Source organism: Anabaena sp. AL93, assembly GCF_001672085.1.
GTDB classification, from domain to species: Bacteria; Cyanobacteriota; Cyanobacteriia; order Cyanobacteriales; family Nostocaceae; genus Dolichospermum; species Dolichospermum heterosporum.
In genome coordinates, this window is sequence record NZ_LJOU01000023.1 from 24,072 (window position 1) to 48,499 (window position 24,428).

Here is a 24,428-nt window from a genome sequence, read left to right on the forward strand (position 1 = left end):
CTTTTAATGTAGTACAGGCATCCTACCTGTATTTTTGAATTGTGACAGGCAAGATGCCTGTCCCACATTGATTACAATAATTTCTGGAAATAATCCTGGATTATTGTTGGTAATTCACAAGCTACTGGTTTAGCACTTTCATGATCACGCAAAGCCCAAATTAAGGTATTATTTCCGTAAGCTAATTTACGTCTTCCTCCTGATAGACTGTAATATTCAAAGTACAGTTTAAAACCATTTTTGTACCATTTTTCTAAATACATATTTACCTCAATTTCTTCAAAAGGCATTGCTTCTTGTAAGTGATTAACCATAACTTCAAGGCAAATATATTCACCTAGTTTACCCCTTGTTGTAAAAACATCAGGCATAAGTTTATAAATGAACTGTTCCAGTGTTTTTGCTTGCCAGTCGTAGTAGTTAGAGTAATAAAGATTTCCTACAGAATTGCTATCATAAATTCCTGTTTGGTAAGTTTTACTACTCAGAACTAGATCAGGACGAGGTTTTGTCTCTGATTTGTATTTAATTTCTCCTAAATCTTGAATAGAAACATATTCTATTTGATTTTCAGTTCTAATTGCTGGAATACTATTGTTAAGCATTTTTTGCAAGTAATCATAAAGATAAACTGGTAGTGGTGTTTGTTTGACAATACCATGTCCTGCAATTTCTACCCATGTAGTAGATAGGTTACTTTCTGCTATTTTGATCAAAGTTCCATCAATATTTTCTTTAAACCATTCAAATTCTAGATCAATAAATGATTGCTCAAAATTGCATTTATCAGTCATCCAGATTTTGCCGATGATATTATTTAGTGTTTCTGCTTCATTATAAATTCTTGTGCTAGAAGCATTTGTCACCATACCATATTCGCCAGTTTGGAAGTCTTGTAGCAAGCTATGACTAATGCGGTTTAATCCAAGTTCCCGTAGTTGTCCTACCCAAACTGGGAAGTTAGTAAAATATGTTTTACCACAAATAGCTTTACAATCTTTGAATGTTGTTTGAAATCTATAAATATATTTGCCATTTATCAAATCTAGTACAGATTCATTTTCAATCAGTGAAGGTATTACAGTGTCAATTTTATCAGATATTTCTGGTGTTTTTAGATGGACTAAACTAGCTACAATGGCTATATTTTTAGTCCAAATATTAATAGGAAATGTCAAAATCTGAAAATAATTTTTTTCTACTTGAGTAGTAAAAATAACTCCTTTTTGGCTTTTTATTTCTACTGTAATTAATTGGGGAAAGCTACCCGTAGCTTTGAAAATTGACTCTTTGACACACCATAATCTTGTAGCAAAAGAGCAAAGAGTATCATCATAATTTTTAAATTCCTGCAATAAAGCTTGATACTGATTTCCGAGTAAATCTAGCCATTGCTCTAGTGTTCTTTGTTCCACAAATTCTAAGTCGCAACCTTGAATATTTTGTCCAATGGTCATTAACAATAAGGTGCGACTATGAGCTATAGAAATCTGTAAGTTACTGTTAGCAATTTGTGGTTTTCCACTGTCTAACCAAGTTATTTCCTCTTGATTAATTCCGTTAACAAAAGCGTATTTTTCGGTAAATACTTGTTGTTCTATCTGATGACGAGTTTTACTGTCAAGACTATTAAATAATTCAGAATGTTTGTAAACAATTAACTGGGGTTTATCTGTCAATAAATGTGCATAAGATTTGAAACATTCTGTAATTTTATTTTCAATGAAAGAGCGATCGCCAATATCTTTTGGAAGTGGATATTCAGAAGTTGGTTTAAGTGATTTAACATGATAGCCAAAAATCTTTTCCAGAACTTCATTCTGATCATTAACAAAGACTACATCGGCAACTGCTGTCTGATCTTCTACTTTAAGAATTGTTGTTTCTACAAAACCTCTGCTGGAGAAATTTTGAATATTAAAAATCTCCCATTCCTCTATACTGATAGGTAGGTAAACATTTTGTGTGAGGGGAAGTTGACCAGACTGTAACAGGACATCACGCAAAAGTGGACTACCCAAAATAAAAGGAGCTAACTTATCAGATGAAAAGCAAATTTCAGAAGTATCAGTATTAAAAACCTTGGTTGACAAAATTACTTGCTCAGAATTAAGCAGATAAACCTTGTCAATATTTTGATAGGTAGAACCCTGAAAAAGTAGCCAACTATAGATATCTGTTTTTGACTCAAGATGTAAAGATTTATTGGGTATATTCAAATTTTTTGTTGGCTTTTCATTGCTGTGGTTTAAGGTAATTTCTGCTGAAAAATGAGGAGTTTTATAATTAGATTCTTCGGTAGAAATAGCTGCAAAAACTTTATTTCTATCTACTCTAGCGTGAATCTGAATTTTGATTTCTCCATTTTCAGGTACTACGATAGGACGTAAAAGAGAAATATGCTCTAATTTGACAGAATTGATATTAGTAATTCCTGTGACATAAGACGCTGCTTGTGTCATTGCTTCTAAACCAAATACGGTAGGAAATAATAGCGAACCATTGAAATTATGATCATTCACATAAAGGTCATGTTGACGATTAAGAGAACAATGCACAATTAACTCTATTCCTGGTTCAAAATACTCTACTTTTTCTAGATAACGATTAGCAACGGGTAAATTATAAGTATTACGTCTCCAAGTATCTAAACCACCTAATTTAGCCGCAATAACAATTTGTTGATCGTCCGCACAATTTTCTATCCAGTGCAAAAATTCTGCTACTCCAAGGTGGGGAGGTATAGCATCAATTCCCATATTAGCTAATGTTTTAGTGCTGCCCATTTTTGCACCCATTCCTACTTCACTCCAAACACTATAGGCTAGAGTTATTGTCTCTGTTCCTGTTTGTTTTTTGAGATTTCTTAATAATAAATCTACCGTTTCGTTAGAAAAAGCATACCAACTATTGCCTAACATTCCTGTAACTCCAATAATAGAAGTAAAGGCAATAAAATATTTTAATTGATGGTATTTTAAGGCTGTAATTAAATTCCACGCACCAATTAATTTAGGTGCTATTTCTTGATATGCTTCGCTAGAAGATACTTGTTCTGTTCGGCGAGGTTTATTAGTACCTGCTCCGTGAATTACTGTTGTAATAATTCCTAATTCAGTTGTTACTTTTTGAATCAGTTGATTGACTGCATTTAAGTCAGTAATATTGCAAGAGTAATATTTAGCTATTAATTGAGCATCTGCGTATTTTTTAAGAGTATTTTGTACTTCATCATTCACAGGAGAACTACCAACTAAAGCCATTTTACAGTGATATTTTTCAGCAAGAGCAATAGCACATTCAGCCGTAATTCCTTTAGCACCACCTGTAACGATGATTACGTCTTCTGGTGTGAGATTAACATTTCTTGATTGTGATTTTTTCTGTGCTAAGTCATAAACCATTTGATGACGTTGACTTTCACAATTATAACCAGCTACACTATAATTATCGCTTGTGGTAAATTCAGCTTTTATTTTCTGGTTAATAATCTCCAAAGACAGTCTGTGATCAAATTCTAAAACCCGGATTTTCAGCTTAGGACGTTCTAAATGTAAACTTGCAGCAAAGGAAGCTACACTAAAAACAGAAGTAGGTGGATCATTATTTTCGCAGCGAGAAAAATAACCATTGCCAAATTGAATAAATGCTAATTCGCAGATTTTTCCAGCAGTTTTTTGAGCTAAATTTGTCAATATTTCTATAGTTTCTGTTAAATCTTCCCATGTTTCTGGGATTAAAATTAACAAGCGATCAGGTATATTAAAACCATCCCATAATTGGGCTATATTTTCAGCTAATTTCTGATGAGATTTGATGCAAGCAATGGCTATTTTCTCAACTGTGTCTCTAACATCAGTTGTTAATTCCTCCCTTAGCATTTCAACTGTAAAACTTCTCACATAAGATTGTGAAATAGTAGGTTCTGATGGTACTTTAGGTTTTTGAATAGATAATTTCTGAAGATAAAAAATAATCGCTTCGCTAATTTCTCCTAAGGTACTATTGGCAAATTCTGAAGGTTCAAATTTACCTTCCAAGTGATATATTTTAGCAATTTCAGCCATTAAAGAACCAGCTTTGATGCTGTCAAGATTTAGATCATCTAAAAGACGGTATTCTAACTTAATTACTTCTTTGGTTAATCCCGTTTTTTCTGCCGCAATCTCTACTACTTTTTCCTGTACCTTTTCTTTTAGATTAATAGTTTCTGTCTCAGTTACTTGCTCAGTTAGTCCAGTTCTTTGACTAAATGATTCTTCAAAATAAGCTACAATATTCTTGATGATTTCTGATAAGGTAGCATTAGCAAATTCTGAAGGTTCAAACTTGCCTTCCAAGTGATATATTTTAGCAATTTCAGCCATTAAAGAACCAGCTTTGATGCTGTCAAGATTTAGATCATCTAAAAGACGGTATTCTAATTTAATTACTTCTTTAGCTAATCCCGTTTTTTCGGACACAATTTCTACTATTTTTTGCCGTATTTGTTCCTGTATTTTAACAGTTTTACTTTCAACTATTTCATTACTTAGTAATTGGGAAGTTGATAATTGTGGAGGTTGTTTCTTATCTTGATAAGAAGATGAAGTAATGTTTGATTTTGATTCTGAGTGAGAATTGTTTAAATTTCCCTGCAAATAACCTAAATTTTGCAAATCAGCAAGAATGACTTTAGCATAAAAACCACTACGTTGTGTAAGTAACCGAGTTAAAACTCCTAGTAGTTCTTGTTTATTAAACTGAGTTTCCAAATTAGTTGAATTTTTCATGGTTTTCTCCTTGATAATTGTTTGATTGATGTATTTTAGAGGATGTTTGAAAAGTATTATGTTTAACACCAAAATCTCGAAAACCTAACCCCTAACCCCTTCCCTACTAGGGAAGGGGAACAGGAAAACAGGGCTTTCAAAGTCTCTCTCCTACTAGGAGAGAGATTTAGAGAGAGGTTTTTAGTAAGCTTTTAGACTTTCCAAACAACCTCTTAGAAAAATGGTAAAGATTCCAAATCAGCTTTAATCAATTCAGCTAAAAAAGCTCCTCTTTCTGTTAAATAACTAGAGAGTAAGGTTTCTAACTCTTCATTATTTATTGCAAGTTGTGATGGCATCGTTTGAAAACCCACTTTTTTATCTAATATTTGTTCTGGATTTTCATAATCAATGGAAACATTAAAATTACGTTCACAAGGATTGTCAATAAAAATCTTTTCTGCTGCGGGAATAAAAGAACGAACCAGACGATTTTTGTAAAGTTCTTCCCATTTAATATTACCTCCATGAACAAAATAATAAGCTAAAAAGCTGTTTAAATCTGAATCATTTCCAGGTTTTGACTCTAAGGGAAAACACTGACAAATATTAGAAATATTACTAACTAATCCTGATAGTACCCTTCCTGATCCTACTTCTACCATCAAGTCACATTTAGCAGTCATATTTTCTACAAGTGATATAAAATCAACTTGGGAAATTACTTGATTAGCAAAATGTTCTTGCAAATTAATTCCTGTTTTAATTTCTAATCCATTAATACTAGAAAATAAAGGTACAGCAAGATTGGTAAGTCTTTCTGGAATTGGTGCATTATTTTGTAAATATTCAGCCGCATTTTTAACTTTTTTCGAGTGAAATGCGTTAGCAACTGGTAATAAATGAGTCTGAATATTTTGTTGTTTAGCAATTGTAATTGCTGCTTCTATAGAAGAGATATCGCCTGAAATTATAGTTTGATTTGGACTATTAATATTAGCTACAATTGCATAACCTTGAACTTGTGATAAAATACTTTTTGCTGTTACTTGATCACAAGCTAAACTAGCCATACTACCTGCATCTTCTGAGGATGTAGACATAGCTTTACCACGCATTGCTGCCAAACAAATTAAAGTTTTTTCATCATAAGCACCTGCACTATAAAAAGCAATTAATTCTCCTAAACTATGACCTCCTACTACTACTGGTTTAATACCTAATTTTTCCAAATAACGTATCCATATTAAAGAAGTCAGACATAAAGCAGGTTGAGCAAATTCTGTACGGGCTAATAATTGTGACCATTCTTTAATTTCTTCTTGATTTATAGCACGTTCTAAGGAATAATAAATCAACTGACTAATGGGTGTAATTCCTATTTCTTTCAGCCATTCATCTGCTTGATTTACTAATTGCTTTGCCCAATCATAGCGTTGTACTAAAATACGCGCCATATTCAACTTTTGTGAACCTTGTCCGGGAAATAAAAACCCTATGCGATCACGTTTGATTTGATTGGCAATATAAATATCTTTTTCTGGGGAAATTATTACTTCTCCTTTTGTTAGTGAATGATTATTCAGTATTTGCTTAATTCTGACAAGACTATCTAATAATTGAGTAGGATTATGGGCAACAATTGCCGCTCGTATAGGTAAAGAATCTTGATTTTCTTGAGCAAGTTTAGCAGCTAAATCCACCATTTCTGCTATGCTCATACCTTGAGCAAGCTCAATTAATATTTGAATGCGTTCTAACAAATCTTCTACAAAAAACGCACTCATGATAAATATTTCCGTATCCTGATTAGATACTAATAAAGATGCTTCTCTAACAGAAGATTTCAGATGATTAGCAGGTGCATCTCCAGAAGAAATTGCTACATGACAATTAATACCACCAAAACCTGCCCCAAAAATCCCCGCTTTTAATGTTTCATTAGGGTTGCGAATTTCACCAGTTAAAACAGGATAAAGACATTGTGCAGATGTATCAAATATTGGATTAGGTTCTTGGCAACCTGCTGTGGGTGGTAAAATTCTTTGATTGACTGCTATTACTGATTTAATGAAAGCACCTATTCCTGAAGCTGCTTTTGTGTGTCCAACTATGGATTTAAACGAGGTCATTCCTACTGAACGAGGTACAATTTCACCATGTTGACTCATTGCTAAGGCAATACCTTCTAATTCTGTCCTATCACCTACCGCAGTTCCAGTTCCATGTCCTTCTATAAAATTAAGAGTATGAGGACTATAACCAGCTTTTTGATAAGCTCTTAATAATGCTTTTGATTGACCAATTTTAGAAGGTGCTGTGATTCCACCTTTACCATCAGAAGAAATTCCCCAACCATTAATAGTAGCATAGATATAATTGCCATCACGTTGAGCATCTTCTAAACGTTTTAGCACCACAAAACCACAACCTTCACCCGGTAGAAAACCACTAGCACGTTTATCATAAACTGTCATATCACTAGCAGTTAAAGCACCAGTTTTCGCAAAACCAATCAGTTCAAATGTGTCTAAACTTACATCTACCCCCCCCCCGCTAAGACAAGATTTAATTCACTACTAATGAGCTTCGTACAAGCGTCTGCTACTGCAATTAATGATGAAGAGCAAGCACCATCAACCGTATAACCACCACCATCAAGGTTAAAGAAATTACATACTCTTCCAGCAATAGTATTAGAAAGTCCACCTGCTAAAGAATCTTCGGTAATGGGAGGAAAAACAGACTTGTAAAATTTTTCCATAGTTTCTACAAGAGTTTCTATAGTTGCAGGAGGTAAACCTTTAGCTTGAGCAGATGCACGTAATGTTTTTCTTACAAAAGGCCAACGTAATCTCAGTCCAGAACTTCTGGTTTGTTCACCGGTTAAAGTGTTGCCTAAAATTACTCCTGTTAGTTCAGTAGGTACTGTTTCACGGGAATAACCTGCATTTTCCAATGCTTTCATGGCTGTATCAAGTGCCAACCATTGCACTATATCAGTAGAATCTATGGTACTTTTAGGAATGCGATGTTTGCGCCAATCAAAGTCAAAACCATCAATCACAGCCATTCGACTTCCATAAGTATGATCTGGTGTTTGGGGATTTGGATCATAATATTCAGATAAAGGTAATCTTACATCTGGATTGGAACGAAATTGTTGTCTACGGGTAAGTATATTTTCCCAAAGTTCTAATAAAGTTTTAGCTCCGGGATAACAGCAACCCATTCCTATTACAGCAATATTTGAGCGTGAGTTCTTATTGGTATTCATGATTATATTTATTTGTGTGTATAAGTGATCTTGTCAAAAAAGCTACACAATAGGATTACTTAATGAAAATTTAAGTATTATGCTGTAAAAATATGGTTCTACCACGGGCACAGCAAGGGTTTCAGACTCCTATATTTCAGACCCTTCAATTTGTACAGGCTTCTTCCTAGTGATCAGGATGTTGAAAGCAGGTGATCAACTCCTTAACGTAACTTTCTGCTTCACTGCTCATTTCACCCCATTGCTTTTAATTGTTGAGGATTAGCTCGACTTATAAAAGTGCTTTGTACAGTGTTCACGTAAATTCCTTTTCGCCTTATTTTCTAAACTGCTAAATACTTCTGTAATAATTCCTGACCCTGTTCCCCTATTTCTCCAAGCTTCTGCTGAATAAGTTGCATGGCAATTGGTGAAACCTGAGTTCGACGGAGCGCTTCGCTATCGCCCATTTTCTCACCGATTAATAGTGGCATAGGTAACGCCTAGATAAGCTGCGAACTGTTCTTGAGTAAGTTTAGTCAACAGGCGAAACTCCCGAATTAGCCCCCGAATTTCGGGTTGTTTGACCAGTAATGGTCTTTTTAAGATCTGCTTCATGCTTGATGTAACGAGTAATATATCTTTTGACATAATAAGCACATTTAAAAATAAAAGCAATAACAAAAACCGCTAAATTCAGGAAAATTTTCTGATTTCTTGTTTTTACTTGTTTCTGAACTGTATAAAGTTGAAATATGCACTAAGCAAATACATTGTCATCTTCCAAAAGTTAGATATTAAAACAGAGATATTAATAAACAAGTGATTATTGGAGGAAATTTAGCTATGTAATGCCTAAAGTAATTAGTTTTAGTAGTTATGGCTTTATCGTCTGTGCTGGGAGTTAATGCGAATATATTAATGGAAATGCTCCCATCTCACGGAATGACGATGAAGCCTAGACAAATTCGGTTATGCGGGGCTTGCTATGCAGAATCTCCTTTTCATCGGATTGAGTGGCAGTTTAAGGTGACTCAGGGGTGTGAGCATCATCATTTAAGTTTGCTGTCTGAGTGTCCTAATTGTGGGGCTAGGTTTAAAGTTCCGGCGTTGTGGGTTGATGGTGAAGTGGCAGAAGGCGATTTAGGATATTGAGAGCGACCGCATTTTTATCTATCAGTGATTCACTAACCGATTTTTATTTTTTATTATCGTCGGTATTAATCCTGTTAGTCTGGAATGCCAAGGCGTTGATACAGTTCTTCCTGCTTAGGATAGAGGAAAGAGTTTTTATATGTTTTATGGGTTTGTGTAGCTAATTTCTCTAGCACATCATTAAATGTTTTGTGTTCTAAATCTTGAAGAACTTGAGATAAGTGAATTCCTTCTATGAGATGAGGTTGTAAGCGTTCTAACTCACCTATTGAAAGTATTTGCCAATCAAGATTGATGATGCCTTTATTTATTAATAAATTATTAATATGGTTACGAAACCAATCACTATTAATTAGATATATTTTTTCAAGGGAAACTAATACAGGCTTAAATTTGCTACATCCGTCAAATGTATTAAGCCCAGGTATTTTTTTTGACAAGCTTTTATAAACTCATCTAATTGCGTCAAACCTTTTACTACTTGCTCCAAACTTTCATTTATTTCTTTCTCATCATCTAGAGAAAAAGTTGAATATTGGCGTAAATATGATGATATAACAAACATCAAATTAATAAACTCAGGAACAGACATACCATTAAGGTTCTCGAATTCTTTTATTAAATCAAACTTAGGTACTCCTTTCTTGCCTACTAAAGTTGGTGGAATTTCATGATATAAGAATATTGGTCTAGTAAATTGGCTATAAGGAGAAATATTAAATGTGAATTGCTGGTTTACTATTCTAATTAATAAAAATATAGGATTAGATTCATTAAAATCAGTGCGGATATCACTGTCAAAAATTATTGGGTCTATACTCTGATATTTCCAAATAAGATTGAGAAGTTTAGTTAAATCCGTTGAAGATATACCTTTCTTCTGCTGTATATTTTTACTTGAAAGTGAGAATCTAATAGCAAATAAAACTGCTCCTGCAATTACAAAAGGATGCTCTGATGTTTTGCCATAAATATGTAATGAATGTAAAATGTCTCCTAATCTAAATTTTCTAAATTCATAACCTATTTTAGATTCAAGCTTATCTAAATCATCTAAAGTGTTAATTTTCATTTTTTATTAACTTTGTTCTGCAACTGTTTTTCTAATTCTTCCCAATCACGTAGATAAGCTGACATAAAGCACTTAAACATCTTACCGTGATTGGGGACGAGTAAATGCACCAATTCATGAACAATCACAAATTCTCCTAACTCTCTGGGTAAGTCCAGCAGTTCAGTGTTCAGGGTTAAGCGTCCTGTAGTGGATACAGATGCCCACTTTCTTTTCATCGGACGCAGTTGAATTTGCTTGATTGTAACTTGAATGCGATCGCTCCATTCGCGCACAGCATTTTTTAGTTATTTTGCATCTTTCCATTTGGATTGATCTCGAAAATACTCAATTAGATTATCTACATCTTTATCATTAAAATTGTTGTGAATCAAACTCAAGTATCTTGGAGTTTGCTGCTCCATTTTGTTTTTGAATAAGGCTTTGAGCAGTTTTAAATCTTTGATAATAGCATTGATTTCTTTACTATCAAAAGACAGAGCTTTTTCCAGTCTCTTGAAAATGCCTACAAAATCCAGCACAAAACCATGAGGTTTAACCATCTCCTGTCCCTCATTTTCATAGGGACGATTGACACGAGCGATCGCCTGTAACAAGGTATGATCTCGCATGGGTCAATAAGGACGCAGAGGAATATTAAAAGCGGTATTACATTGACTGGTGAGGTCTCCTTGAATTTTGTCTGGGTCTGGCACTCCTACAATTTCATATTGTTGGGTTTGGCTTTTGGTGGGGTCTTGGATACCAAGGATGAGATAGCCTCCGCCTAGTCCGGGTTCGTTAGAAAACGCGCTAATGGTCTCCCAGCAGCTTTTGCCGACTTCAGAGCCTTGTTTGACTTCGATTTGTTTACTTTCGTCTTGGGTGGTGAGGAGTTCCCAGATTTCATCAAAGGTAAGCATTTTATTTATCTCCTCCCTGTAATTCGAGATTGAGGACGGAAAGATTAAGGTCATCAACTCGGGTTTTGGCGGTCATGAGTTGATGAAGGAGGGTTTGAAAAAGGGATTTTAAACAATTTATTTTTTGTTGATGCTGCTCTAGTTTTATATCAATTTTTTCTAAAATATCACTTATTTCTATTTGTAATTCAGGTTTAGGAAAAGCAATGGTAAAACCTTTTAAAATAGTTGCACTTAAATTACTTTGATTAGCTCCATGACCTAATTGGCGAAGATTCTCATAATGATAAGTAAAATAATAATAAAGAAACTTACTAGAAATTTCATTTTCTGAGTCTGGAGTAATAGCAACACAGGCTTGATTAGTTGCAGCATCAATATCTAAAATTCCTACTCGTCCTCGTGTTACTCCTTGTCCATACATTGCCATTAATAAAGTACCTTTTGGAAAAATATTTGCGGAGGAGTTATCTAATCCTTTTTGTGTTATGTATTCTTCTATATCTTGTATTAAGCTGTAATTAATTTCTGTAGTCTTTACCCAAGGAATAGATCCATTATCCCAATACTCTAATTTTTCTCTCCTTGGAGTTCCACCTGATTTTAATTTAACAACCTGTCCAAGTTTTTGAACATCCCAACTTTCAGGAATCAGACCTATTTCCGTCATCTTTTGCGGTTCGTCACAAGTTCCCTCTGTGAATAGTTTCTGCATGAGGGCTGTTTTTAGTTCAGTGGTGAGGGTGAACAATTGCTCTTGTTGTGCGATCGCATCCTGTACCAACGACAATACCCACGCAATTTTTCGCTGTTCTTCTGGAGGAGGAATTACAACATTTAATTGCTTAATTGCATTGGTCGATAAATTAGCTTGTTTCATTCCCTTGGCTGTTAAATACAAAGGAGTTAAAAATATTCTTGATCGTCAGAAATAAAGAATATAATCATGATTAACATCTGCTAAAATAATATCAATCCTAGCAACCCGTTGGTTTAGCAACAATTTTTTATTGGTTTTGCTAATTTTGACTATAAAACCATAATCTTCTTTCTCGCTAGTTCCAGTTAATGATATTATTAAATCTCCCTCTTGCAAAACATACTTGGAGTATTTTTGTGCGTAGCTGTCAGGATAAAAAATAGGTTTACGTTCTAGATCAAGTTTATTTTGATATAGGTTGCCCATCCTTATCAGTTGAGTGTTAGAAGACTCTATAGCGTCTGTAGATTTAAAAGCATATCCATTAAAAAGATTTAAAACCTTTTCAAATTTAACAATTTTTGATTCCACATGGGATTAGCCACCACCCGCTCAAACTGCGCTAACTTCCCCGCTTGTATAAATTTGGGATGACGAAATGTATCCCCGATTTCGATTTTCCCCTCCATATCGTGGATAATCATGTTCATGTTGGCCATTGCCCAAGTATTGGCGGTGTATTCCTGTCCATACAGTTGCAAAGGCGCGAATTTTGCTGTTGAACCTTGGGATTCTTGCAATACTAACTGGCACTTAATCAACAAACCCACCGAACCACAACAGGGATCATAAATCGTCATTCCTGGCTCTGGTTGCATAATCTTGGCCATGATTAGCCCCACTTCCTTGGGTGTGTAAAATTCCCCTGCTGACTGTCCCGAACCTTCGGCAAACTTACGAATCAAATACTCATAACTGCGTCCGATAACATCCGGTTCTACATCTTTTAACCCCAGACGCTTCTCTGAGATTTTTTCAATCAGGTTCGAGAGGCGATCATCATCTAAATCACGTTGTCCGTGAGTGGTAGCATTAAAATCAATACGGTTAATAATTCCATTCAGTAAAAGGTTTGCCTTGGCAATATCTAGCAAATATTTAGTTAATTTCTCTCCAATCTTCTCCGAAAGTTTGCGAATCACTGACCAAACCGGATCATCAAGATTTTCTGGTTGCAACGGTAAATAAAACCGCACTAATTTAGTATCTTGCGCTACCAACTTAAACGCCTTGGCACGAGAACCGACTTTCTCAGCAATGCGATTTAGTTCATCATCAAAGACATCACAAAGCCGTTTAGTAAAAATCAACGGCAGAATAAAATCCTTATATTTCGCTGCTTCTTGCGCCCCGCGAATACTACAAGCAGCATCCCAAATCCAACTTTCCAGGGATTTATCCCCATTACCATTACGTTCAGCCATATATATTTTTATACTTAATTTAAGAAGTTAATTTTTTTGTAACTGCTGATAAATAACATCTAACCACACAGGAATCACAGATTTACCTTCATCCAAAGATGCGATCGCTTTTTCCCTATCAAACTCCACAAGAGAAAGCGAATCATCCTGTGCTGATAACAACAACATAAACTGCTTACCCTGACCTGAAATAAACAACTCTGGTTCTTGTTCCTTCAGCATTTTGAGAGTTTGAGAAGCAATATCAAAACTAATACCCGTAGATAACCAATATACCATAGCCGCCAGTTCTACCAAATTAGACCTTGAGTAATAAATACTGCGACCAGTTCCCGTCTCACTAATTACAGGCACAACAATCCCCTTCTCTCGCCAATACTGGATCTGGCGGAGAGTACAACCTGTAATTTGAGCCGCTTCCTTACTTGTGAAAAATGTTTCTTGCATAAAAACATTTTACAGAAAACCAACACAATACAAATATGTTTATCAAGTATGAGCCAAATCACTATTCAGTGTCGTTTAGTAGCCAGTGAAACTACCCGCCAACAGCTATGGCAGTTGATGGCAGAGAAAAACACGCCACTGATTAACGAACTACTGAGTCAAATTGGTAAACACCCAGAATTTGAAACATGGCGACAAAAAGGTAAACAGCCCACATACAATGAAAAGGGTTGATAAATCGCCTCAGTAATTTATATGCCTAAGCCATTACCACAAGCCACACTTAAACCACAGGGTAAAGTAATTGAGCCAAAGCGATCGCATTCTGGGATTTTCTTAGGGGATAAATGCTATTGGAATCCTGCTAATTTACGAAATGGTCATGCAGTGGTTTTAGGGACTTCTGGCAGTGGTAAGACTCAAACCTTAAAATCAATGAGGAAAAATCTGCTGTACACTCGTAATTCCTGAATTTTTACATACCAATTAACATCATTTAATTATCGGTAAATTCCACTTTTATAGTGTTAATAATTTTCAGCATTATGTTAGAATACATAAATAGTTATTCTATAAAACTATGACACCAGAAGAATTATTAAATCAAATATCAGACGGCATTTGGATTAATAAAGGTGGGTTGAAAGTTCCCGATGATGTCGTTCAGGCTTTGCAACAAAAAGAGGATTGGTTTGATGGATTAAACCCTGTTGTTTATTCAAAAGACAATCTTCCTGATATAAAAGGAATTTTAAATTTTTTCTCCGAACAGTTGGTTTCGCTGCAACTGAGATTTTGCAATCTTGCTACGGTGTGAATAAAGTAGTTAATTCAAAAGTTCACGATAATCCCCAAGCATCAGGAGAGAATAAATTAGATTTACTTGCTGGTCAAGCTACTAAACTGGACGATTACACAGCAGCAGTAGAAGTAAATAATTTATTTATGAATTGGGAAAACATTGTCAAAAGTAATTATACAAACAACAGTGATGATATTTTTCTAAGAATCAAAAGCATTGAAGAGACTAATAAAAATTGGTTTCAAGATAAAGTTGATGATTTGAAGGCACAAGTATTAGCTGCTTATGATGATTTAATGTCCCGATTTGATGAACAAGAAGATCCTGTACCCCAAGAAGTCAGGAATCATTTTATTGCAGTTAGAGAAAAAACTGAACAGAACTTTTCTGAAGCCATAACTGAGTTTCCACAAGACAACGACAATTTAGTAAATATATTTCTAGAATTATTTAACAAACTCAAAGAAGAATTGAATAATATACTTCAGCAAATTAAAGAAACAATATTTGGTAAGGATGAATCTAAAGCAGCCAAGGCAGAGGCCAGACAAGAAAATAAAGACAAACTAGATATAATCAAATTCCTAAAAAGTAAAGTCATTCGTCCTACTATGGTAGGTATCAGAAGGCTATTTACACAGGGTAAAAAGTTAGTTGAGTTCAAAGACCAAGCTAACTATGCTCAAGATAATCTAAAATCACAGTTTGGAAGTGCCAATCATATTATCAGAAGAAGCTGCTAAAATTATCAGAGATGGGTTTTCTTATTTAGAAGATATGCCACCTTATTGATAATAATTTGGACATACAATTTTATGCCTACAGAATTTACAAATATCAAATATGAACCGGATGGTTCGACTGGAGAAATTCAAGTAGTTACAGAATGACCAGTGTGGAACTGCAAAAAGCAGGAATGGATTAAAGGAGAAAAAACTACACTGAGAAATATATTACTTGCAGCAATGCACCCTGGATTAATTTTCTCCATTGGGGAAATTCCCACTACAGAGAAAAATCCATCAACATTAAATCCATTTAAGCCAAAAAATTATGAAAATGCGTTCTTTCTGGATTTAGCCAGTGGTTCTAGAAATCATGGCAGATTTACCTTTACCAATAAGTCTACAGTTGGTAAATATTACTATGGTACTGCTGATAAAGACCAATGGAAACGCATAATTTATGGTTCAATTCTTCATACTGGCTGTAAGAAAATCATCTATTTAGAAATGAAATACATTGTTGTAGATGATGAAAATCGTGATCCTGATGGTAATTTATTAGATGACCCAGTAAATAATATTCATTGGAAAACTGGCGATTCCCATGCTAAAGCTAGTCTGCGTCTGATGAAAATATTAGGTTTACCTGTAGAAGAAACTGAGAACGTAGATATAGACAAGCCAATTCAATTTAGAGCAGCTTTATTTAAAGAATGGATAGGAAAAGGTACACTTGCCTATAATCCACATTTGGATACTTCAGGATTTGATTTAGCAATTCCCCTGTCTTCACTCAAGGGTAATAAGCCAGCGTTAGGAAATTATGAAGGTAAAATATTAATGGGATTAGTATTTGATGGGGAAGTTCGTAGAGCTAAACCTGGTTGGATGCTTTTACAGTGGTTTTCGTTTGAAGTCTTAGAAAAAGATAGTATTATTGACAGATTAAAAGAAAAATGCGAACTGCTTGCAGCAGCGCTTCGCTATCGCCTATCTCAAGCCTACAATTCCATTGTTGATTTAGCTGAAATTCTCAGAATTGACCAGTCAGAAGCTGAAGCAGAATTACAAGAGGGAAGTGAAGAATTACAGTCTGAAGCCGAATATGAAAATACCATGATTCGTGTCGTCAGAGTTGATAAAAATGGTGTTTTGTTACTACATCCCTACATCGTCAAACGGATTAAGGAACGATTACGGGCTTTATGGTTGAACTTGGCTAAAGCAGCAGGAATTAGGTTTTATTCTGTGATGGTACAACCTGATGAAAGTTTGGCACATTATCATACTGTTTTGGAAGATGGGTCAGTAAAGGGTAGAAAAGTATTTTGTGCGCCTGACTTTGAAGAGGGTTTATACATAGTTTTCTGTAACCCCATGCGTCATTGGGGGGATTGTCAATTATGGGAAAATAAATATGAAGGTACTTACATCAATGCGACGGGAATTATGGCAGTTCCTACCAAGCTCGCTTTAACGCTTGGCAGAGATTTTGATGGAGACTTCGTACAGTTAATAAAGACTAGTGCGTATCCAAATATGAGGAATGCGATAGCCAATTTCAAAAAGCCTCCAGCAACAAAGAAATTTCCCAAAATGGCATTACAGGGGAATTTACAACAGATTGCTCTTAACTCCATGAATGATATGACTGGGATTGTGGCCAGTTTATTAGCTAGAGCAAAAGCTGCTAATGCGGAGGATAAAGTTTTGTTAATTCCTGCCGGTGGTGAACAAAAAGAAAACGAGGAAATGACCGTTATTGATTTTCTGTCCCAACAAGTACAAATTGCTGTTGATAGTTTAAAGTCTGCATATCCCAATAACAAAAATGGATTAGATGCGGTTAAGAAATTCTTAGACGAAATAGAAGCTGAAGCCCCCTGGCTAAAGGATTTTAAAGATGATGATTGTTATGCAAAAAGACCTTGTGCAGTTAATGAAGATTCACAAGATACAATTTCTAGACTGGTAAAATTAGTCAATGGTTATTGGGGAGAACCTAAATTTTTTGATGGTGATTTGAGAGCTTACGAAAAAGTTCTTTTCGGTGATATTGAACCTTCTCAGGAACAATTGGATTATGCTCTTGCTCATCGTGCAGCTTACAGAGAAGCTATTGGTAGAGCTATCAAATGGAAAGTGCAAAACGATGGCAGTACAATAATGATTAGGCAGATTGCACAGGCAACTAAAAATAGTAAAGAAAAGATATTTGCAAAAACCAGTCCAGACGGAAAACTCTATGCTGGGTAAAAAAGGTCTCACTACTCCCATACGTCCCCAAATATGGTTTTAAATCTACAGTTATCCCCGCAAATTTAGCCAATGCCAGCAGCTTCTCACATACCCGTTTACGTTTACGGGTGTTGGCGGTGGTTTTCCCTGCTGCGGCGATGATTGTTGTTGGTGTTAATTCCCTTTCTAGAAGTTGCCACGCTGGTAGGTAATCTGATTTCCAAGTAGTTTCAGTGGTAGGGGTGCGGCCTTTGCGGTTGTAATAATCAACTTCAAATTTCTTAACCCATGATTGGGCATCGCCAACCGGTGTTAATGGTTCTTCTAAATAGTCGGACCAGGTGAATTGTTTTTGAGCCAGTAATCCACCAACTTTTTTGGCTTCAGATTCAGCATATTGCAGCCCTGCGGGGTTGGCATAGCATCCTAAAGCTAGATATTGCTGATAGGGTGGCTTATCAATTCCTGGTTTTGCCGGGAATGTGCCACGCAGTGAAAGCCTGTCTCCACGTTGACAGACTGTAACGCCGATTCTCCCAGCTTTTAGACGTTCATTGACTTCCTCTAAAGTCCATTTGACCATTTTGGTTGTGCTAGTTCTGAACTAAATCTTAGTTATCTTCTAGTATATTCCAGTGCATTCTAGAACATTCGGAATAGTTGAACTAACTACCGGAATGAGTGTAGATACAAGAAAACCCTCGCAGTTGCAAGGGTTTTAAGTTAGTGGGTACGACAGGACTCGAACCTGTGACCGTCCGCTTAGAAGGCGGATGCTCTATCCAACTGAGCTACGTACCCATGAAACCTTCACCATTATATCTGAAATTGTCTAAATAGGCAAGAGGAAATTTTTAATTTCCTAGTTTTAGTAATAAACTGCAAGTGATATTGATCTGCCATCTGCTATACTCAAAACGGCTAGAATCTGGACTTTTTGTCATACAAAGAACAAGGTTCAAAGCCTCTCCCCGTTGCGGGGAGAGGTTTACCAGAGGGGTTTCATATTTGGTTAAACTATGAACCAATTGCAGTATATATTTTATTCAATGTGCAAAAAATATTACATTCAGAGCATTTACTTAGTTAGTCTCTATGAGTAAATCTTACAATAATTCATCTCCCGTTAAGTCCCTATCAACTACTCAAAATCTTATTTCAGCTGGTGTTAGCTGGGCTTTCTTAGCATTGTTATACTTTTTGTTGTTTAGTGCCAAAATCCCCGACCCAGTGCAAAGAGGAATAGAAGTCCACGCTCAGTGGTATGTAATTGGCACAAATATTTTTAAAGCTGTGGCTTATTTGGTCGCAAGTCTCTTATGCTGGAGGAACTGGCGGGGTACCCAAATGGTTAGTAGTGGAAAAGTCTGGCTGTCAATCGGGTTAGGAATGTTTGCCTATTTTATAGGTGGACTCGTTTTCGGCTATACAGAAATCGTCCTAAAACAAGATCCAGATGTATCTATTGCTGATATATTTTTTGTCCTCACATATTTATGTTTAGGGAATGGTATGGCTTTAGCCTTGGTTTCTCGCCGAATTAACCTGGCAGCACGGCAGTGGCTAATTGTGGCGGCAGTTGGAGCATTAGGCAGTTTTCTAGCTTGGTTGATTTCTCAAAAGGAAAAAGCATCAACTGAACAAATTGCCTTTTTGCTGAATTTGTTTTACATAGTTAGCGATGTGGCGTTACTAATGATTGCCACAACTATGCTACTGGCTTTTTGGGTAGGTAAAGTCTCCTTGTCTTGGCGAATGATTGCCGCAGCCGCATTTTCGCTCTACATTGCAGATATGTGGTTTAAATTCGCTCAAAGACCGGATTATCAAAGTGGAGACATACTAGAAGTATTCTGGGTGTTTAGTGGAGTGTTATTCGGTCTGGGTGCTGTCCTAGAATACGACGCATCATTGAGTCTTAAACGCCGAGACCGTGGACGCAAACGAACTTAACAAATTTTGGTGTCTACCGTGAGAAAATTAACAGATTCTGACAAACAAGAAATTCTCAAGCTATATCGAGAAACTGCCGAAACAACCTCGACTTTGGCAGAACGCTATGGTGTGAGTAATTCCACAATTAGCCGACTGCTCAAAAGTACCTTACCAGAAGAAGAGTATGAATTTCTCGTTTCTTTAAAACGTGCTGCTAGAACCCCTGAAGGCAGAGCGCAGGTAAGTTATGAGCAGTTACCGCTGTTGAATCAACCACCATTGACAGTGGAAATTTCTAGCACTGCTGATACGGTGGAGAGGTTATCTGATCTAGAACTAGAACAGCCGACAATAGCAGCAGAACCAGAACCAAAACCAAAACCAGAACCAAAACCAGAACCAGAAGGTGATTCTGATTTTACTCACCCTATTCCAGTTATTAGACGGGTAAAAACACGCTCCTCAGCAGTGGAAAAACCCAAACTTCCCGTTGTTAAGGAAACTCCTGTTGTCAAAGAATTAGAAATTGTCAGACACAAGCCGACAGAAACACCAATTGTCCCCAGATCTAAGATAGATGTAGAATCTCCATATTCACAGCCCAATTTGTTTGCGGAAATCTTGGATGAGGATTTGCTGGATGAACCTGATGATTTGGATGACGATTTAGATGATGATTTGTATGAGGATGAGGAGGATTTTGAGGACGAAGACTATGAAGCCCCAAAACCCCTAGTTACCAGACGCGGAAATGGGGAAGTATCTGTTCAGGTTTTACCATTGTCGGTTGCCCATTTACCAAAAACTTGCTATTTGGTAATTGATCGCTCTGCGGAGTTAATTACCCGTCCACTCAAGGACTTTGGTGATTTGGGTCTGATTCCGAGTCTGGAAAATCAACAGAAAACACTGCCGATTTTTGATAATCATCGTGTGGCTAAACGCTTTTCTACTAAGCGCGATCGCGTGATTAAAGTCCCCGATAGTCAAATGCTCCATAAGGCTAGTAGCCATCTACAAGCTAAGGGGATTACCAGACTGTTAATTGATGGTCAAGTCTACTCTTTGTCTTTAGTTTAAAGGTCATGCAGGTACTTGCTGGTTAGAGTAGTTCACTACTCTAACTTCTGCTTGATCAAACTGCGGCAAAACGATGAGATAAATCAATAATGTCTTGTTTCCGTGCGGTTTGTTGAAACCATTCCGGGGGAATATTTTCTACCCCGTAATAAATTCCTGCTAACCCACCTGTCACCGCAGCAGTAGTATCTGTATCTCCACCCAAATTAACAGCCTTGAGAACCGATTCAGCGTAAGATGAGCTATTTAATAAACACCAAATACACGCTTCTAGTGTGTCAATGACATAACCACCAGAATTAATTTCTTCTATTCTATGGGTAATGCGGCAATTTTACCGTTAAATACTCGCTGAAAATGGGATTTTTCCCCAATGTATTTACTAATAGTATAAATTTCTTGAATTTTCTCCAACCCTTGTAAATATGCTGTTGCTAAATTAGCCCCTCTCAATAATTCTATAGCGATACTAATATAAATCCCACAAGCCATTTGTGAACGGAGATGGCTATGGGTAAGACAAGAAACTTCATGTACTTTTGTAATTAAATCGAGAAAAGTTAAAGTTTCATGTAAATACGCCATTGGTAAAATTCGCATTAATGAACCATTACCATTGCTACTTTCACCAGTACCACCTGCTTGTAACGGTGGAATACCTTTTTCTAAGTTGATAATAGCTTTATATGTGGTATTACCAATATCAAATACCTCACCATGAGCAGTCCAGTAATTTTCTCTGTACCAGCGACAGAAGGATTTGCCTATATCATTCACATCATAGCCACTACATAAAGAATCTGCTAAACATAACATCAACGAACTATCATCAGACCAAGTTCCAGGAGGTTGGTTCCATGTTCCATAACCTAACATCTTTGTGACTGGTGACTTGATGCGTTCAGTACGAAGAGAAAATTCCACAGGTACACCCAAGGCATCACCCACACATACACCCATGAAACCAGATAGTATTTTAGTGGTATCTAGCATAATTTTAAATATTAATCTCAGTGTCAACTAAAATGATAAGCTACATCATGAATCAAGCTGGCCTCTCACCATGTTAAAATTAAAATATTATTCATAATTCCGACCGATTTTTCGGGGTTTGCATCCGTCTCTTACCCCCTTTTACCTGCTTCAACTTACGCCTTATTTTTTGACACAAGTATCTACTGTAATGGTTAACTCTGCTGCTTCTCCTGTAACTAATCGTAAGCCTTCTAAAGTTGAAGGTATCAAAGAAAATAGTAATTTTTTGCGTGAACCTGTGGCGACGGAAATCCTCCAAGACACCACCCACTTTACTGAAGACGCAATTCAGATTCTCAAGTTTCATGGTTCTTATCAACAGGATAACCGTGATAACCGCGTTAAGGGTCAGGAAAAAGATTACCAAATGATGCTGCGGACAAAAAATCCCGGCGGGTTAGTACCCCCTGAGCTATATTTGGCTTTGGATAAATTGGCTGATGAATATGGTAATCATACCCTCAGAGCTACTACTCGCCAAGGCTTTCAACTACATGGTATCCTGAAAAAGAACCTGAAAGCGGCGATCGCTACAATTGTCGAAAATCTCGGTTCAACCTTGGGCGCTTGTGGTGACATTAACCGCAACGTCATGGCTCCGCCAGCCCCCTTTAAAAATCGCTCAGAATATCAGTATGCTTGGGAATATGCCCAAAATATCGCTGATTTACTTTCTCCCCAAACCGGTGCTTATTACGAAATTTGGTTAGACGGGGAAAAAGCCGTCAGTGCCGAAGAACATCCAGATGTTAAAGCAGCCCGACACAGCAACGGTAATGGTACTATTGTTCATGATTCCGTAGAACCTATCTATGGAACTCACTATATGCCCCGCAAATTTAAAATTTGCGTCACAGTTCCCGGCGATAATTCTGTTGATTTATATTCCCAAGATTTGACTTTGGTAGTGATTACCAATAAAAAAGGCGCATTAGCAGGATTTAATATTTTTGCTGGTGGTGGTTTGGGTAGAACTCATAATAAAGAAGAAACCTTTGCCAGAACCGCTGACCCGATTGGCTATGTAGCCAAAGCTGATGTATATAATCTTGTAAAAGCTATAGTTGCGACACAACGAGATTATGGCGATCGCACGGACAGACGACACGCGAGATTAAAATACTTAATTAATGATTGGGGTGTAGATAAATTCCGCACTCAAGTAGAAGAATACCTTGGCAAAAAACTCGAACCATTTAAACCCCTAATCCAGTTTAAATATAAGGACTTCCTGGGCTGGAATGAACAAGGAGACGGTAAACTCTTCTTAGGTATTTCTATTGATAACGGGCGTGTCAAAGATGATGGCACATTTCAACTCAAAACCGCTTTGCGGACAATTGTTGAACAATTTAACCTGCCAATTCGCCTCACAGGTAATCAAAACCTACTATTTTACGACATCGCACCAGAAGATAAAGTAGCCATTCAAGAGATTCTGGATAACTGCGGCGTTGTTGCTGACCCTGATCAAATAGCAGCATTAACAAGATATGCTATGGCTTGTCCGGCTTTACCTACCTGTGGTTTAGCCATCACAGAATCAGAACGAGCCATTCCTGGAATTTTAGAGAGAATTAGGGCTTTATTAGATAAACTGGGTTTACAAAATCAACATTTTGTGGTCAGAATGACCGGTTGCCCTAACGGTTGCGCTCGTCCTTATATGGCAGAATTGGGTTTAGTGGGTAGTGCGCCAGAATCCTATCAAGTTTGGTTGGGTGGTTCACCACATCAAACCCGGTTAGCACAACCTTTTACAGAAAAATTGCACCATGATGATATTGAAAGTTTCCTAGAACCGATTTTTGTCTTCTTTAAAAAGTTCCGCACGCCAAAAGAAAGTTTTGGGGATTTTTGCGACAGATTGGGTTTTGATGCGATTCGGGAATTTGTGGCTGAATACACCCCAGGAGACTCTACCAGCAGTGGTAAATCCCGTCACCGTGTCAGTCTGCGGGATGATTTTTACGCTCAACTCAGGGAAACTGCGGAAAAACAAGAACGACCGATGACTGATTTGGTACATGAGGCTTTGGAGAAGTATTTCCAAACTCTGTAAAAATATAGCAATTCTAGTTGAGTTGAGAACTTATCGGGAAGGGAATAGGGAATAGGGAACAGGGAACAGGGAGAGAAATTTTCTTTATTCTTCTTTATCCTGACTCCTGACTCCTGACTCCTGACTCCTGACTCTTTAATCAATTGTTTGACAATCTCGTAACCACAGTTTAACACCTTGAGCGATCGCCCCGTTACTACTATTTCTCGGTGGTGCGATAGGTGGTTTGACTGGATAACTACCGTCTTGGGTAAACATCATTACCACAGTCCAACCAATGTTCGTTTTTGTCAAAAATAGCCTGTGAAATTCTTGTAATTCCACAGGTTTTTTGTGGATATATGTCCGTTCTAGGGTAGTAAAGAAAACCTGTTTTACTCCTTCGGCGTTATACTTATCCCCATTATCAATACTTGGATTTAATGGTAAAGGTTCAAACTCTGGTTTACCAGCAACTAATATATAGGAAAAAGTATCCACACTCCTGTTCAGAATACGCGCACGCTGGATAACACGATTAGTATAGCTAGGTAAATCTAACATTAGCTGAGTTGTTAAAGTTTCTAAACTTTGCTCAGAACAAGAATTACTAATTTTGGGATTTACAGGTTTGGGAGGAATATTTTTAGCATCAGCGGAGTAATGAAATCCAGGAGAAATAAACAGCCAGCAATTACAGGCTATCAAATATAAGCACCAAAAAGCAGGAGAGAAATTTACTTTCTTCTTCCTTCTTCTTTCTTGCTTTTGAACTCCTAAACTACAGAAAGGCTTTAGCATTGCT

25 protein-coding genes, 1 tRNA gene and 1 pseudogene are annotated in these 24,428 nt (G+C 36.7%); 9 read left to right on the plus strand and 18 right to left on the minus strand.

The window, feature by feature from the left end; all coding sequences use genetic code 11:
* Nucleotides 1–71: 71 nt before the first annotated feature.
* The 5 genes from AN486_RS08080 to AN486_RS08100 all read right to left on the minus strand — a co-directional run bounded on the left by AN486_RS08080 (nt 72) and on the right by AN486_RS08100 (nt 8,625).
* Nucleotides 72–4,772, minus strand: coding sequence for an SDR family NAD(P)-dependent oxidoreductase (locus AN486_RS08080; protein WP_290600078.1), 4,701 nt, complete (start codon nt 4,770–4,772; stop codon nt 72–74).
* Between the two features lie 212 nt (nt 4,773–4,984).
* On the minus strand, nt 4,985–7,324 hold the full coding sequence (locus AN486_RS08085; RefSeq protein WP_367142429.1) for an acyltransferase domain-containing protein: 2,340 nt from the start codon (nt 7,322–7,324) through the stop codon (nt 4,985–4,987).
* On the minus strand, nt 7,294–8,028 hold the full coding sequence (locus AN486_RS08090; protein WP_290600080.1) for a beta-ketoacyl synthase N-terminal-like domain-containing protein: 735 nt from the start codon (nt 8,026–8,028) through the stop codon (nt 7,294–7,296). Before AN486_RS08090 ends, AN486_RS08085 begins: the two co-directional genes overlap by 31 nt.
* Nucleotides 8,029–8,351: 323 nt before the next feature.
* Nucleotides 8,352–8,501 (minus strand): hypothetical protein, encoded by a 150-nt coding sequence (locus AN486_RS08095; protein WP_290600082.1) that lies wholly within the window; start codon nt 8,499–8,501, stop codon nt 8,352–8,354.
* A complete protein-coding gene (locus tag AN486_RS08100; protein WP_290600084.1) occupies nt 8,482–8,625 on the minus strand; it encodes a helix-turn-helix transcriptional regulator in 144 nt (47 codons plus the stop codon). Before AN486_RS08100 ends, AN486_RS08095 begins: the two co-directional genes overlap by 20 nt.
* A 261-nt stretch (nt 8,626–8,886) precedes the next feature.
* On the opposite strand from AN486_RS08100, the gene AN486_RS08105 reads away from it, so the two are divergent.
* Entirely contained in the window at nt 8,887–9,162 is a 276-nt protein-coding gene (locus AN486_RS08105; protein ID WP_290600086.1) for a TniQ family protein, read from the plus strand.
* Between the two features lie 74 nt (nt 9,163–9,236).
* On the opposite strand, the gene AN486_RS08110 is transcribed toward AN486_RS08105, so the two are convergent.
* Genes AN486_RS08110 through AN486_RS08150 form a run of 9 tightly spaced genes read right to left on the minus strand, consistent with a single transcriptional unit; the run spans nt 9,237 to nt 13,767 of the window.
* Entirely contained in the window at nt 9,237–9,602 is a 366-nt protein-coding gene (locus AN486_RS08110) for a hypothetical protein (protein ID WP_290600088.1), read from the minus strand.
* Nucleotides 9,539–10,234, minus strand: a complete 696-nt coding sequence (locus AN486_RS08115; RefSeq protein WP_290600090.1) for a hypothetical protein — start codon at nt 10,232–10,234, stop codon at nt 9,539–9,541. Before AN486_RS08115 ends, AN486_RS08110 begins: the two co-directional genes overlap by 64 nt.
* A complete protein-coding gene (locus tag AN486_RS08120; RefSeq protein WP_290600091.1) occupies nt 10,231–10,509 on the minus strand; it encodes a M48 family metallopeptidase in 279 nt (92 codons plus the stop codon). The genes AN486_RS08115 and AN486_RS08120 overlap by 4 nt, the downstream gene beginning before the upstream one ends.
* A gap of 12 nt (nt 10,510–10,521) precedes the next feature.
* A complete protein-coding gene (locus AN486_RS08125; RefSeq protein WP_290600093.1) occupies nt 10,522–10,845 on the minus strand; it encodes a hypothetical protein in 324 nt (107 codons plus the stop codon).
* Between the two features lie 3 nt (nt 10,846–10,848).
* Nucleotides 10,849–11,136, minus strand: coding sequence for an RNA-binding domain-containing protein (locus AN486_RS08130; RefSeq protein ID WP_290600095.1), 288 nt, complete (start codon nt 11,134–11,136; stop codon nt 10,849–10,851).
* 1 nt (nt 11,137) lies between these two features.
* Complete coding sequence (locus tag AN486_RS08135; RefSeq protein WP_290600097.1) at nt 11,138–12,016, minus strand: restriction endonuclease subunit S; 879 nt, start codon at nt 12,014–12,016, stop codon at nt 11,138–11,140.
* A gap of 45 nt (nt 12,017–12,061) precedes the next feature.
* On the minus strand, nt 12,062–12,427 hold the full coding sequence (locus AN486_RS08140) for a hypothetical protein (RefSeq protein ID WP_290600099.1): 366 nt from the start codon (nt 12,425–12,427) through the stop codon (nt 12,062–12,064).
* Complete coding sequence (locus AN486_RS08145) at nt 12,391–13,320, minus strand: class I SAM-dependent DNA methyltransferase (protein WP_290600100.1); 930 nt, start codon at nt 13,318–13,320, stop codon at nt 12,391–12,393. The genes AN486_RS08140 and AN486_RS08145 overlap by 37 nt, the downstream gene beginning before the upstream one ends.
* Nucleotides 13,321–13,347: 27 nt before the next feature.
* Nucleotides 13,348–13,767, minus strand: a complete 420-nt coding sequence (locus tag AN486_RS08150; RefSeq protein WP_290600101.1) for a MerR family transcriptional regulator — start codon at nt 13,765–13,767, stop codon at nt 13,348–13,350.
* Nucleotides 13,768–13,815: 48 nt separating this feature from the next.
* Between AN486_RS08150 and AN486_RS08155 the strand changes: the two genes are divergently transcribed.
* The 5 genes from AN486_RS08155 (at nt 13,816) to AN486_RS08175 (ending at nt 17,550) form a co-directional block, all read left to right on the plus strand.
* A complete protein-coding gene (locus tag AN486_RS08155; RefSeq protein WP_290600121.1) occupies nt 13,816–14,001 on the plus strand; it encodes a hypothetical protein in 186 nt (61 codons plus the stop codon).
* A gap of 21 nt (nt 14,002–14,022) precedes the next feature.
* Nucleotides 14,023–14,238, plus strand: a complete 216-nt coding sequence (locus tag AN486_RS08160) for a hypothetical protein (RefSeq protein ID WP_290600102.1) — start codon at nt 14,023–14,025, stop codon at nt 14,236–14,238.
* A gap of 109 nt (nt 14,239–14,347) precedes the next feature.
* Nucleotides 14,348–14,584: a hypothetical protein gene (locus AN486_RS08165; RefSeq protein ID WP_290600103.1), complete on the plus strand. Its 237-nt coding sequence runs from the start codon at nt 14,348–14,350 to the stop codon at nt 14,582–14,584.
* Nucleotides 14,581–15,312, plus strand: coding sequence for a hypothetical protein (locus AN486_RS08170; RefSeq protein ID WP_290600104.1), 732 nt, complete (start codon nt 14,581–14,583; stop codon nt 15,310–15,312). The genes AN486_RS08165 and AN486_RS08170 overlap by 4 nt, the downstream gene beginning before the upstream one ends.
* A gap of 150 nt (nt 15,313–15,462) precedes the next feature.
* Nucleotides 15,463–17,550, plus strand: coding sequence for a hypothetical protein (locus AN486_RS08175; protein WP_290600106.1), 2,088 nt, complete (start codon nt 15,463–15,465; stop codon nt 17,548–17,550).
* Here the strand turns inward: AN486_RS08175 and AN486_RS08180 are convergent.
* Nucleotides 17,486–18,115: a hypothetical protein gene (locus AN486_RS08180; RefSeq protein ID WP_290600108.1), complete on the minus strand. Its 630-nt coding sequence runs from the start codon at nt 18,113–18,115 to the stop codon at nt 17,486–17,488. The genes AN486_RS08175 and AN486_RS08180 overlap by 65 nt on opposite strands.
* A gap of 144 nt (nt 18,116–18,259) precedes the next feature.
* Nucleotides 18,260–18,333, minus strand: a tRNA-Arg gene (locus tag AN486_RS08185).
* A gap of 294 nt (nt 18,334–18,627) precedes the next feature.
* Between AN486_RS08185 and AN486_RS08190 the strand changes: the two genes are divergently transcribed.
* Nucleotides 18,628–19,485 carry a hypothetical protein gene (locus AN486_RS08190; protein WP_290600110.1) on the plus strand — a complete coding sequence of 286 codons (858 nt, stop codon included), beginning with the start codon at nt 18,628–18,630 and terminating at the stop codon, nt 19,483–19,485.
* A gap of 18 nt (nt 19,486–19,503) precedes the next feature.
* Entirely contained in the window at nt 19,504–20,547 is a 1,044-nt protein-coding gene (locus tag AN486_RS08195) for a transposase (RefSeq protein WP_290600111.1), read from the plus strand.
* Nucleotides 20,548–20,602: 55 nt separating this feature from the next.
* Here AN486_RS08195 and AN486_RS08200 read toward each other — a convergent pair.
* A pseudogene (locus AN486_RS08200) lies at nt 20,603–21,540 on the minus strand (ADP-ribosylglycohydrolase family protein).
* A gap of 190 nt (nt 21,541–21,730) precedes the next feature.
* On the opposite strand from AN486_RS08200, the gene sir reads away from it, so the two are divergent.
* On the plus strand, nt 21,731–23,644 hold the full coding sequence (gene sir / locus AN486_RS08205; protein ID WP_053538699.1) for a sulfite reductase, ferredoxin dependent: 1,914 nt from the start codon (nt 21,731–21,733) through the stop codon (nt 23,642–23,644).
* Nucleotides 23,645–23,779: 135 nt separating this feature from the next.
* Here the strand turns inward: sir and AN486_RS08210 are convergent, their stop codons facing one another.
* Nucleotides 23,780–24,424, minus strand: a complete 645-nt coding sequence (locus AN486_RS08210; protein ID WP_290600113.1) for a hypothetical protein — start codon at nt 24,422–24,424, stop codon at nt 23,780–23,782.
* Between the last annotated feature and the right edge of the window lie 4 nt (nt 24,425–24,428).